This window comes from Myxococcales bacterium (assembly GCA_016717005.1).
Classification (GTDB): Bacteria; Myxococcota_A; Polyangia; order Haliangiales; family Haliangiaceae; genus UBA2376.
The window spans coordinates 1,233,719-1,245,935 of record JADJUF010000001.1; the positions used below are offsets into that span (position 1 = coordinate 1,233,719).

A 12,217-nucleotide genomic window follows, 5' to 3' on the forward strand; every position below is an offset into this window, starting at 1 on the left:
CGCAATCGCACTTGGCGGGCACGGCCCGGCCACCGCAATCGCACCGACCGCCTCCGTCCGTTCTGGGACAGGACGCCGCGCGAGCTGCACATCCGCGCGTTCAAGGACGCCAACGGCGACGGCATCGGCGACCTGCCCCGGCGGGCCCTCGAGGTCCCAGCGCCACCGCGATCTCGATGAGCTCGGGCCGGCACATCGCGTGCATCATTTGCCGGGCATGGCCCTTCGAACCATGGCGCTGTCGCTGACCGTCGCCCTCGCCTGCGGTGGGAGTGATCCCGCCCCGGTGCTCGACGCAGCCGGCGCGGCCGACGCCAGCCCGGACAGCCCGGACCCGATCACCGTGGGCGGCTGCGCGCCGAGCGACCTGGACCTGTGCGAGTGGATCCCGGCCCCGGCCGACCGGTACGCCGCCGCCCAGCCGGTCACCGCCACCCTCGCCTACGTCGACGTCACCGGCGCCTCCCGGACGATCGAGGTCGCGATCCGGGCGCCGGTCGGGGCGCCCGAGCCGCTGCCGGTGGTGGTGTGGTCCCACGGCGGCAACGACGGCGTCATGAACGCCCTGAACGTCGGGACCGAGTGGGCGGCGATCCTGGTCGCGGCGGGGTACGTGGTCATCGACGTCGCCCACGCGCCGCGCGACGTGGCCTCGCGCCAGGCGCTGTGCGAACAGCTCGGCTACGACGCGGCCGGCTGCCTGACGTTCAAGTACCTGCACTGGGATCGCCCCCACGACGCGGCCCGGGTGTTCGACTTCATCGAGGCCCAGGCGGCCGCGGGCCCCTGGGCCGGGCGCATCGACGCCGCCCGGATCGTGTACGCCGGCCACTCGGCCGGCTCCGGCGGCGTGCTGATGGTCGACGGGGCGCCCCGCGACTATGCCGGGCAGCTCGTCAGCCTGCGCGATCCGCGCCCGATCGCCTTCCTCGCCAACTCGCCCCAGGGCCCCGGCGACGAGGGCTTCGTCGAGGCGTCGTTCGCCGGCTGCGCGCGCCCGACCCTGGTCAACACCGGGGTCGGCGACGACACCAACGTGCTCGGGATCAACCGCGCGCGCTCGTTCGACCTCATGCCCGACGGCGACAAGTTCCGGCTCTACCTGCTCGAGCCGGCGGCGCGCCACGCGACGTTCGATCAGAGCGGCGACGCGTGCGCGACCTACTCGAACCAGCAGGGCCTCGACGCCGGCCGCTGCCCCACGTACCAGCGGTGGATCGCGTCGTCCGCGCTCGCGTTCCTCGACGCCTACGCCCGGGACTCGGCCGCGGCCCGGGCCTACCTGGCCTCGGACAACCTGACCGTGCTGGCCGGCGGCGCCGCGACCTGGGACCGGCGCTGACCGCCGTTCGCCGTCGGCCGCGCTGATCTGGCTCCGGAGCCGGAGCCGGAAGCCGGAGCCGGAGCCGGAAGCCGGAGCCGGAGCCGGAAGCCGGAGCCGGAGCCGGAGCCGGAGCCGGAGCCGGAGCCGGAGCGGAGCCGGAGCCGGAGCCGGAGCCGGAGCCGGAGCCGGAGCCGGAGCCGGAGCCGGAGCCGGAGCCGGAGCCGGAGCCGGAGCCGGAGCCGGAGCCGGAGCCGGAGGCCGGAGCCGGAGCCAAGGCAATACGTGGTCGCTGCCGCGCGTCGAAGCGAGGTGCAGCACAACGGCGCGCTGGTCCTGGTGGCATGGCTGGCGGCGTGCGGGGGCGCCGCGGTCGCGCCCGTGGCCGAGGCCGTCCCGCCCGCTCCAGCGCCGGCGAGCGTCACGCCGTGCTTCCCCGACCGGCCCCCGCTCGACGCCGGCGACCTCCTGCGCCAGCTCGAGCAGCACGCGTGGTGGTGGGCCCAGGACGAGGCCGAGCTCCCGCCGCCCGAGGCCTTCGGCACGTGCACCGTGCACCGCGGCCAGATCCACAGCGCCGACGGGGTCGTGGTCGCCGAGCTCGGCTGCGGCGTCCAGATCTTCGTGCCCGGCATCCACGACGAGGTCGGGATCGAGCTGGGCGCGCGCGGCGCCGACGTGATGGCGCGCTGGACCGCGCCCCACGGCCCGATGCTCTGCACCGGCGACGGCCCCGACCAGGCGCGGTGCGGGTACGAGCGCCCCGAGGACGGCGACACCGACCTCACCCGCTACGTCGTCGCCGGCGCCCTGCCGCCCGACGTCGACGCCCTCACCGGCGCCGACGCCGAGGTGTTCTTCGCGCCCCGGCGGGTGGTCCAGATCCACTACAGCGGCTGGTGCCACTGAGCTTTCGGGTCGGCGCCTCCGCCCTTGGCAGAGGGCTTCGTCGCCGAACTCCATCGGGCCAGGGCGCCGACAGGGCCCCCACCCAGGACCACCCAGGACGCGAAACTCGCGGCGCGTGGCCGGGGGGCAAGCCCCGAGGGGCCCCTCTTCACGACCGCCCAGCACGCGAGACTCCGGTCGCGTGGACCGCGCCGGGCCGCCGGTCAGCGGGCCTTGGCGGCCCACTCGATCGAGCGCATGAAGAACTCGATCGACCCGGCCTGGGTGCCGTCGAGCAGGCTCTCGTTGTCGTAGGCCCCGTAGTCCTCGACGAACATCGGGCCGGCGAACACCGAGCGGCCCGCGCCGAGCGTCCACGCCTCGGCGACCGTGGTGCCGCCGACGGTCAGGAGCCCGGTCGCGCCCGGCTGCGGACCGCCGCCCCAGGGCAGCCACTGGTTGGTGGTGAAGTTGGCGACGCCGGTGGTGATCGGGTGGCCAGAGACCACCGCGACCGACTGGTTGCCGCTGAGGTAGTTCGCGACCAGGGTGCTCGGCAGCACGCCGACCAGCTGCGGCGACATGAAGTCGCTGAACAGGAACCAGCCCGACGCGACCACGCCGTGGCCGGCGGTGCGGACGTACTGATCGACCACCGCATCGTAGCTGGTGTAGTCCGGCATCACGCAGCCCGAGTTGCCGGGCCCTGGGATCACGACGACGTCGAACGCGTTGATCTCGGCGGCGGTGTCGATCTCGGCGCCGGTCACCACGGTGACGGTGTGGCCGCGGGCCTGGACCAGGGTCGTGACCCGCGGGTACGCGTTGGTGGCGGCCCGCAGGCACGACATGGCGCTGGCGTTGAGGGCGACCCGGGCCCCGCGGTAGGTGGCGGAGATCGTCGTGGCCGCCGAGACCGTGAACACGCACGAGCCGGTGCCCGAGCAGCCAGCGCCGCTCCAGCCGTTGAACACCGAGCCCCCGACCGTCGTCGTCAGCGTGACCACGGTGCCGGGCGCGAAGCTGCCCGAGCAGGTCGCCCCGCAGGTGATGCCCGCCGGCGACGACGTGACCACCGCGCCGGCCGCGGCCAGGCCGCTCTTGCTGACGGTGATCGTGACCACCGACCCGTTGAACGTCGCGGTGACCGCGCGCGCGGCCGACATCGTGACGACGCAGGTGCCGGTGCCGGTGCAGGCGCCCGACCAGCCGGCGAACGTCGAGGTCCCGGTCGCGGCGGCGGTCAGGGTCACGACCGTGCCCGAGCCGTAGCTCGCGCTGCAGGTGGCGCCGCAGTTGATGCCGGCCGGTGACGACGTGACCGTGCCGCTGCCGGCGCCGGCCTTGGTGACCGTGAGCGTGAACTGCTGCAGCGTGAAGGTCGCGGTCACGCTGGCGGCGGCGGTCATCGTCACCGTGCAGGCGCCGACGCCCGAGCAGGCGCCGCTCCAGCCCGTGAAGGTCGAGTTGGCCGCGGGCGTCGCGGTGAGCGACACCGTCGTGCCCGAGTCGTACGGCTCGGTGCAGTCGACGCCGCAGTTGATCCCGGCGGGGTTCGACGTGACCGTGCCGGTGCCGGTCCCGGCGGTGGCCGCGGTCAGCGTGAACTGCCGCAGCGTGAACGACGCCGTCACCATCCGGCTCTGGGTCATCGTGACCGTGCACGTGCCGGTGCCGGTGCAGGCGCCGGTCCAGCCGTTGAAGACCGAGTCCGGTGACGGCATGGCCGTGAGCACCACGGTCGAGTTGAACGCATACGACATCGCGCAGGTGGCGCCGCAGTTGATGCCTGCCGGCGCGGAGGTCACCGTGCCCGTGCCGTTGCCGGCCTTGCTGACGATCAGCGTGAAGTTGTCGAGCTGGAAGCTGCTGTTGATCACCGCGTCGCCGATGACCGTGAACGTGCACGGTCCGAGGCCGGTGCAGATCCCGCCGCTCCAGCCACCGAACAACGAGCCCGGCGACGGCGCCGCGGTCAGGGTGAGCGAGGTGCCGTACGCGAAGGTCGCGACGCACGCCCCGCCGCCGGGGCTGCAGCTGAGCCCGGCCGGCGCGGACACGACCTCGCCGGCACCGTTGCCAGCGACGTTGAGCGTGACGGTGTGCTGCGCCGGCCCGAACTCGATCGACACCGCGGCGTCGGCGGTGACGGTGACGGTGCAGGTCGTGCCGGTCGTGCCGGCGCAGGCGCCGCCCCAGGACACGACCGATGACCCGACCTCGGGGGTGGCGGTCAACGTGATGATGGCGCCGATCGTGAACTGCCCCGAGCAGGTCGCGCCGCAGTCGATCCCGGCCGGGGTCGACGCCACCGTGCCCGCGCCCGTGCCGGACTTGGTGACGATCACCGTCGCCATCGTGTCGGCGTCGATGCCGGCGTCGATCGGTGGGGGCGCGTCGGTGCTTGGCGACGAGACCTCGCCACAGGCGACGGCCGCGAACAGGATGGCGAACGAGAGACGAGCTAAACGCATGGGACCTCCCCGGTCTATCGACCATCATACAGGTGCGCGGGGTCGTGCTGTAAAGCCCCCGACCGCCGCGACGTCGCGACGTGTGACGCGCCTGGCGTCCGACCCAGACGGTGCGCCGCCCACTTCGTGAACGCCGGCGCCGAAGGTTTGCTACCGTCCCGGGCCATGACCGACAGCACTGGACGGTTCGTCTGGTACGAGCTGCTCACCTCCGATCCCCAGGGTGCGATCGAGTTCTACGCCGACGTCGTCGGGTGGACCACGGAGCCGTTCGGCGATGACGGATACACGATGTGGGTCGGTGGCCAGGGACCGCTGGGCGGTGTCACGCCGCTGCCGGAGCAGGCCAAGCAGCTCGGCGCGCCATCGCACTGGCAGTCGAACGTGGTGGTCGCCGACGTCGACGCGACGATCGCGCGTGTGCGAACGCTCGGCGGCAAGATCTACGTCGCCGAGGAGGTCCCGACGGTCGGCCGGTTCGCGGTCATCGCCGACCCGCAGGGCGCGACGATGGCCGTGTTCACCCCCGCGCAGGACATGGCCGCGCACGACGTCGCTGAGCCGGGCGAGTTCTCGTGGCACGAGCTGTACACGAGCGACCTCGACGCCGGGTTCGGCTTCTACCAGCAGATCGTCGGCTGGGAGAAGACGGGCGCCGTCGACCTGGGGCCGATGGGCGAGTACCGGCTGTTCGGCCGCGCCGGCGCGCCGCTCGGCGGCATGATGACCATGCCGCCCGGGATGAAGACCCCCGACGGCCGCCCGGTACCGCCCTCGTGGATGTACTACGTCACCGTCGCCGATCTCGACGCCGCGCTCGGCCGCGCCCAGGCCCGCGGCGCCACGGTGCTCAACGGACCGATGGAGGTCCCGGGCGGCCAGCGGGTCGTGCAGCTGCTCGATCCCCAGGGCGCCGCGTTCGCGCTGACCACGCCGCCCGCCGCGCGTTGACCGGCTCAGGGCTCGCAGGTTCTTCGGTCGACGGGAGGAGGCCTGGTGAGCTCAGGGTTCTCCATCCGAAATTCCCACGGAGCGCCGAAATCCGGTCGATGAGCAGCTGGCGACGGCCTCTCAGGAGGCTCAGATTGTCGTGGTGCGCGACCGGCTCACCCTCGGGAAAGCGCGACCGATCGCGGCGGCGGCGCGCCGGGCGCTGGCACATCCGCTGCATCGTGCCTCGTCCGTGCGCATGCCCGTCGCGATGAAGGTCCTGCTGGGCGCCGCCGGCGCGCTCGGCTGTGGTGGGGACGACGTCGACGACGACGCGCCCGCCGACGTCGTCGGCTCGATCGAGATCGAGGAGGCGCGCCTCGATCCGTCGCTCCGGGTCGCGTCGATCTACGCGCTGTTCACCGACCCGCCCTCGCCCGACCGCTTCGACGACGGCACCTGCCGGGTCTACGAGCGCCCGTGCCTCGGCCAGGTCGGCGCGTGCGCTTCGCCGCCGCAGTACTCGGCCGGGCCGATCACCATCGCCGGGCTCGCGGTCCCGGCGACCCTGGTGCCGGAGCCGACGAGCCACGGCTATCCGACGCCGCCGCTGCCCGCCGACGCGTTCGCCGACGCCGCGATGATCACCGTGTCCGCGCCCGGCGCCGGCGTGCCCGGGTTCGAGATCGCGGTCGGCGGGGTCGTGCCGCTCGAGTCACCCTACGCTGGCGCCTCGGCCGCGGTCGTGCCCGGCCAGCCGCGGGCGCTGACCTGGACGCCCGCCACCGACGGCGCGCGCATCCAGTTCCGCTTGAACTGGGCCAACGTCTGCCACGCTGGCGCCGAGTGGTACGTGCTCGAGTGCGACGTCCCCGACACCGGCGCGTTCACGATCCCCGCCGCCGCCACCGCCGCCCTGCCCGCCGACAGCTTCGGCCCCTGCGGCGGCGGGCTCGCGCGGGTGCGACGCGCGTCGGTGCCCGGGCGCGCCGTCGAGGTCCGGGTCGCCAGCGCCGACTACTTCGGGTTCTTCTGACGGCGGCGCGGGCGCGGTCAGGTCCACTCGGTGAGGCCCTCGCGCGCGTAGAGCTCGCGGAACGACGGCAGCGCCTTCATCGCCGTCGCGTGGGCCGCCAGCGCCGGCCACGTGTGCGTCGGGCGCGGCATGTTGCGCGACCACCGCATCAGCATGGTGAGCATGAAGTCCGCGGCCGTGCGGTTCGCCCCCACGAGCCATGGCCCGCGCGCCTCGAGGTGCGCGGCGACCTGGGCCCACGCGGCCTCGACGCGCGCGCGCGCCGCCGTCTTGGCCGCCTCGGCGTGGGCCGCGCCGGCCGGCTCGTCGGGATAGAACCAGGCCCGGTAGGCCGGCTGCAGCGTGTTGGCCATGAAGCACAGCCACTGGTAGTAGAGCGCGCGCGCGGTCGTGCCCGGCGACGGCGTGTGCAGCGCCTCGGCGTGGAGGTCGCCGAGGTGCATCACGATCGCGACCGCCTCGGTGATCGGCGTGTCGTCGACGACCAGCGTCGGCACCACGCCGGCCGGGTTGAGCGCCAGGTAGGCCGGCGCCTTGTGCGCCCGGGCCTCGAGGTCAAGGCGGTGCAATGCGTGCGGTACGCCGAGCTCGATCAGCAGCCAGTGGACGACCAGGCTGGCGGTGCTCGGTGCGTAGTAGAGCGTGATCATGCGGCGCCGAGCGTAGCGCGCCAGGGCGCGGTGCGACCTCAAGGTCAGGTCCACGACGCCTGCGCCGGTTGCCACGGCAACGCGCCGGCCCGGATCCTGACCGCTCGGACGCTGTGCCCTAGGATGGGGCGCATGACGAAGTCGGTCGCGCTCCAGGCCACGCCCGCATCGGCCCTCATCTCGCAGCGCATCGCCGAGCTCGGGGACTGGCGCGGCGACACGCTGCGTCGGATGCGCGCGCTGATCCTCGCGGCCTCGCCCCAGATCGTCGAGGAGTGGAAGTGGATGGGCACGCCGGTCTGGTCGCAGGCCGGCATCATCTGCACCGGCGAGTCCTACAAGCAGGTCGTGAAGCTCACCTTCGCCAAGGGCGCGGCCCTCTCGGACCCGGCCCGGCTCTTCAACGCGAGCCTCGACGGCAACGTCCGCCGCGCGATCGACCTCCGCGCGGGCGAGACGATCGACGCGACGGCGTTCACGGCGCTCGTCCGCCAGGCCATCGCCCTCAACCGCGCCGGCAAGGCGAAGCCCGCGCCGGCGGCGAGCGGGCAGACGACGGTCGCGCCGGCGAAGACGACGGCCGCGCCGGCGAAGACGACGGCCGCGCCGGCGAAGACGACGGCCGCGCCGGCGAAGACGACGGCCGCGCCGGCGAAGACGACGGCCGCGCAGCCGCCGACGAAGGCCAAGGGCGCGAAGCCGCCGACGAAGGCCCAGGACGCGAAGGCGAAGGCCAAGGGCGCGACGCCGCCGACGAAGGCCAGGGCCGCGAAGACGTCGACGAAGGCCAAGGGCGCGACGACGTCGACGAAGGCCAGGGCCACGAAGGCCTGACGACCGCCAAGGCGAAGGCCGCGAAGGCGTGACGACCGCCAAGGCGAAGGCCGCGACCGCCGACGATGGCCAGGGCCGTGAAGGCGTGACGACCGCTCCGGACAGAATCACCTCGGCCGGATCCTGGTATCCGTCCGGGACGTCCTCCGCGAGCGTGCGTGACTTGGGGACCGGCGCCGGGCGCGTCAGCTGGGTCGGATGGATGACGACGTCCGGGTCGAACCTGGCGGAGGTGACGCGCCGCTGGCCCGCGACCACCGCGAGCTGGCGGCGAGACGCAGGGGCGCCGCGGCGCTGGCGACGCTCGGGGCGTCCGGTGTTGTCCGGATTTCGGACAGATGGCCGAACACCGGACGCGGCCGGACAGTGGGCCGCAGGCGGATCGAGGGGATGGCGTTGGCAGGCGGCTTGCTCTGGGCTGGTTCGATGTCGTTGCCACGCCCGGTCCGGCCCGGACGGTTCCTGATGGTGAACCGGCGCTGCGTGCAGCGTCAGTTCCTGTTGCGGCCGAGCCCCGGGACCAACCAGACGTACCTGTACTGCCTGGCGGTCGCGGTCGAGCGCTTCGGCCTCGAGATGATCTTGCCGTCGGTGATGTCGAACCACCACCACGACGTCACGTACGACCGCCACGGCTGCGAGGTCGAGTTCCGCGCGTACTTCCACATGCTGGTCGCGCGGGCGATGAACGCGCTCCTCGGCCGGGCGGAGAACTTCTGGTCGGCCGAGGCGCCGTGCACCGTCGAGCTGGTCGATCCCGCCGACGTCATGGACAAGCTGGTCTACGCCGCGACCAACCCGGTCGGCGACGGCCTGGTCGAGCGGGTCCACCAGTGGCCCGGCGTCAACGGCCTGGGCGCGCTGCTGCGCGGCCGCACGCTGACCGTGCAGCGCCCGCGGCACTTCTTCGCCGCCGACGGCGATCTGCCCGAGGTCGCGACGCTCACGCTCACCATCCCGCCCGAGCTCGGCGCCGCCGAGGCGGTCCGCCGCGAGCTGCGCGAGCGCGTCACCGCCGTCGAGGAAGCGGCCGCGGCCGAGCGCCGGCGCACCGGCGCCCGGGTCCTCGGCCGCCGCGCCATCCTCCGGCAGTCGTGGCACGACAGCCCCGACACGCCCGCGCCGCGCCGTCGTCTGCGCCCGCTGATCGCCGCCCGCGACACCGCGCATCGCATCGCCGCGCTGAAGGCCATCCGCGCCTTCCGCGAGGCCTACCGCGACGCCCGCCTCCGCTGGCGCGCCGGACTCCCCACCATCTTCCCCGCCGGCACCTACTGGCTCGCCCGCTTCGCGTCGATCACCGTCGCCGCCGCCTGACGCCGGCCCCGAGCCGTCGCCCAGCGCGTGGCCCCCGCACGCGCCGTCGCGGCGTGGCCGAAACGGCCGCCGGTCGCGCCCGCGTCACCCGCCCGCAGCCCGCCCTGCCGCGCCGGCGGCCTGCCCCAGGCGCCCCCGCCTCGCCGCCCCTTGCCGCCCTACCCCCGGTCCGGAGCCACCACGCCGGTCCGGCGCCCCTTGCCGCCCTACCCCCTACCCCCGGTCCGGAGCCACCACGCCGGTCCGGAGCCACGCCGCCCCTTGCCGCCCTACCCCCGGTCCGGAGCCACGGTCCGGAGCCACCGGGTCCGCAGCCACCCGGTCCGGATCCAGAGCCACGGTCCGGAGCCACCGGGTCCGCAGCCACCCGGTCCGGATCCAATGGCCCCTGGTCCGGATCCACCTGCCGCCCCCCCGTCCGGAGCCACCGGAGCCAGCCGGTCCGGAGCCCCGGCTGACGACGCTCAGCGCTCAGGGCTCGAGCGGCTCGACGGTCGCGTTGACCATGACGAGCGCCAGCCAGGCGGTGATGCGCTCGCGCGCGGTGCGGGCCCGGTGGGCCGGCACGGTGATGCGGTGTCGCCAGCCGCCGTCGTCGTCGAGGTCGAGGCGCCCCCACGACCGGATCGCGCCGAGCGCCTCGAGCTCGCGCACCAGGCCGCGGGCGACGCCCTCGTAGCGGCCGCGCGTGTGATCGTCGTCGCCGGCGATGACCACCGTCGTCCCGGGTGGCGGCGCGGCGGCGAGGTCGACGATCCGATCGAGCGCGGCGGCGTCGGTCGCGGCGTCGCCGATGGCGGGCGCGCACGCGCGCGCCTCGGCGAACAACACCACCGCCGCCCGCTTGGTCAGCCGCGCGACATCACGCGCCGGTGGCGCCGGCGCCGCGAGGTAGAACGGGTCGGCACCGCCGGCGCCGATGGCGTCGAGGTCGATCCGCGCGCCGAGCGAGAGCCGCGACAGCCAGCGCAGCCACGCGGGGATGACCGCGCCCGGGACCGCCGCGCGGAGCTCAGGATCGGCCGCCAGCGGCGCCGCCAGCAGCAGCGCCCACCCGAAGCTGCCGAACCAGCCGAGCCCGTTGTGCCCGAGCGCGCGCGCCCGCACGAACCGCCGCACGTGCGGCCAGGCGGCGGCGAACGCCTCGTCGCGATCGTGCGCACGCAGGTGCGCGACCAGCAGCTCGGCGTCGCGCGGCCCGGCCCGCATCCGCCGCGCCACCTCGTCGTCGCCGTTGACGACCGTGACGTCGACCGCCACGCCCTCGAGCGTCCCGTGCATGCGCGGTGGCACGGTCGGGATCGAGGTCAAGCCGAGCGCGGCCGCCAGCCGGGCCGGGTCGTCATGAGAGACCAGCACGTCGACGTCGCTGGCGTGGGCCGGCGCGTAGACGCTCGAGCCGTAGGCCTCGACCACGGCGCCCGCGGCGGCGACGGATCGGACCCGCGCGAGCACGCGCCCGGCGGCGCTGAGGTCAGGGACAGACCCGGTCATCGACTCCAGGAGACGTCGGATCGGGTCGGGGCGCCACCCGATCGCCGCGCGAATTCATGCGCGCGCTCCCTCGACGCGCGCACGTCGCGCGGACCCGAGCAGCGGCAGCGCCCAGCCGGCGGCCCGGCCTGACATGGCGAAGATCGTCGCGACGCCAGGCCCCTGCGCTGCGCAGGATGCCCTGACGTCGTCATCGGTCGTCGCCTGTCTCGTGGACACCGCACCAACGCGATCGGCGGCCGCTCGCGCGCGGCGGGACGGGCCGCTCACGGCGCCCCGCCAGCGCGCCTGACGTTGTCGTCCTTGATGCCGCGCGCTGCCCGGCAGCGGTGCGCCGCTCGGTTGCCGGACCAGGCCGATCCGCCAAACGCGACGGCCACGACCGCGCTGGCGACCGCGCTCACGCCGAGCGTGGCCCGATAGCCCGCGGCCCGATCGTCGAGGGCGGTGACGGCCATCGCGCCAGCGCCGACCGCGGACCCCACGGCCGCGGCGAGATCGACGAGGACCCATCCCTTGGTGGCGGTGCAGCGCGGCTCCTCGACGTGGACGGGACCATAAGGGTGGTCGAGGCGTTCCATCATCACCATCGAGCACCCCGACGCCCCGGCCAACGCTACCAGCGAGACAACAAGCACGCGTCGCATCCCACACCTCCGGCCCAGGATGCTCGCCTGTCACCATCTCCGAAGAAAGAGGTGACGACGACAATCGACAGGCCGGCTCTTCGGCGAGGTATCCAGTCCGGCCGCGGGCCACAGGAGCGGGTCAGTATCTCGTCACGGCGCGCTCGAGTTCGCGTGCCCGGCGCGCTACGTCAGGCGTGCGCGGGGTGCGTGCTAGCGTGCGCCGATGCACGGCATGCTGGCCCCGATCGTCGCGCTGGTCGCGTGGACCCACGTCATGTGGGCGTGGATGTACGCGACCCGGATCCCGGCGATCCGGCGCGCGCGGATGCGGCTCGATCCGCGGGCGCCGAAGGGCGCGCAGATGGGCAGCCTGCCGCCGGAGGTGCGGTGGAAGGCCGACAACTACAACCACCTGCTCGAGCAGCCGACGCTGTTCTACGCGATCGCCGTGGTGCTGGCGCTGGTCGAGCCCGACGGCGCCAGCCGTGGCCTGGCGTGGGCCTACGTGGGCCTGCGCGTGGTCCACAGCCTCGTGCAGGCGCTGGTCAACAAGATCGAGGTGCGCTTCGGCGTGTTCGCGCTTGGCTCGCTGGTGCTGATCGCGCTGACGGTGCGCGCGGCGCTGGCGCTGGCGTGATGGGCCG

General features: G+C 74.2%; 11 protein-coding genes. 7 read left to right on the plus strand and 4 right to left on the minus strand.

Going from position 1 to position 12,217, the window contains the following annotated elements:
- The first annotated feature begins 217 nt into the window (after positions 1-217).
- Positions 218-1,342 (plus strand): hypothetical protein, encoded by a 1,125-nt coding sequence (locus tag IPL61_05205; GenBank protein MBK9030727.1) that lies wholly within the window; start codon positions 218-220, stop codon positions 1,340-1,342.
- A 291-nt stretch (positions 1,343-1,633) separates the two neighbouring features.
- Positions 1,634-2,230, plus strand: coding sequence for a hypothetical protein (locus IPL61_05210; protein ID MBK9030728.1), 597 nt, complete (start codon positions 1,634-1,636; stop codon positions 2,228-2,230).
- A gap of 203 nt (positions 2,231-2,433) precedes the next feature.
- Here the strand turns inward: IPL61_05210 and IPL61_05215 are convergent, their stop codons facing one another.
- Positions 2,434-4,683 carry a hypothetical protein gene (locus IPL61_05215; GenBank protein MBK9030729.1) on the minus strand — a complete coding sequence of 750 codons (2,250 nt, stop codon included), beginning with the start codon at positions 4,681-4,683 and terminating at the stop codon, positions 2,434-2,436.
- A 165-nt stretch (positions 4,684-4,848) separates the two neighbouring features.
- On the opposite strand from IPL61_05215, the gene IPL61_05220 reads away from it, so the two are divergent.
- On the plus strand, positions 4,849-5,634 hold the full coding sequence (locus IPL61_05220) for a VOC family protein (protein MBK9030730.1): 786 nt from the start codon (positions 4,849-4,851) through the stop codon (positions 5,632-5,634).
- Positions 5,635-5,866: 232 nt separating this feature from the next.
- Entirely contained in the window at positions 5,867-6,649 is a 783-nt protein-coding gene (locus tag IPL61_05225) for a hypothetical protein (GenBank protein MBK9030731.1), read from the plus strand.
- Between the two features lie 17 nt (positions 6,650-6,666).
- Here the strand turns inward: IPL61_05225 and IPL61_05230 are convergent, their stop codons facing one another.
- Complete coding sequence (locus IPL61_05230) at positions 6,667-7,299, minus strand: glutathione S-transferase family protein (protein MBK9030732.1); 633 nt, start codon at positions 7,297-7,299, stop codon at positions 6,667-6,669.
- Between the two features lie 132 nt (positions 7,300-7,431).
- Between IPL61_05230 and IPL61_05235 the strand changes: the two genes are divergently transcribed.
- Positions 7,432-8,133: a DUF1801 domain-containing protein gene (locus IPL61_05235; GenBank protein ID MBK9030733.1), complete on the plus strand. Its 702-nt coding sequence runs from the start codon at positions 7,432-7,434 to the stop codon at positions 8,131-8,133.
- 426 nt (positions 8,134-8,559) lie between these two features.
- A complete protein-coding gene (locus IPL61_05240; protein MBK9030734.1) occupies positions 8,560-9,450 on the plus strand; it encodes a hypothetical protein in 891 nt (296 codons plus the stop codon).
- A gap of 471 nt (positions 9,451-9,921) precedes the next feature.
- On the opposite strand, the gene IPL61_05245 is transcribed toward IPL61_05240, so the two are convergent.
- The gene (locus tag IPL61_05245) at positions 9,922-10,944 is read right to left on the minus strand and encodes a hypothetical protein (protein MBK9030735.1); all 1,023 of its coding nucleotides are present in this window, start codon (positions 10,942-10,944) and stop codon (positions 9,922-9,924) included.
- A gap of 266 nt (positions 10,945-11,210) precedes the next feature.
- Entirely contained in the window at positions 11,211-11,582 is a 372-nt protein-coding gene (locus tag IPL61_05250; GenBank protein ID MBK9030736.1) for a hypothetical protein, read from the minus strand.
- 214 nt (positions 11,583-11,796) lie between these two features.
- Between IPL61_05250 and IPL61_05255 the strand changes: the two genes are divergently transcribed.
- Positions 11,797-12,210, plus strand: coding sequence for an MAPEG family protein (locus tag IPL61_05255; protein ID MBK9030737.1), 414 nt, complete (start codon positions 11,797-11,799; stop codon positions 12,208-12,210).
- Positions 12,211-12,217 lie beyond the last annotated feature (7 nt).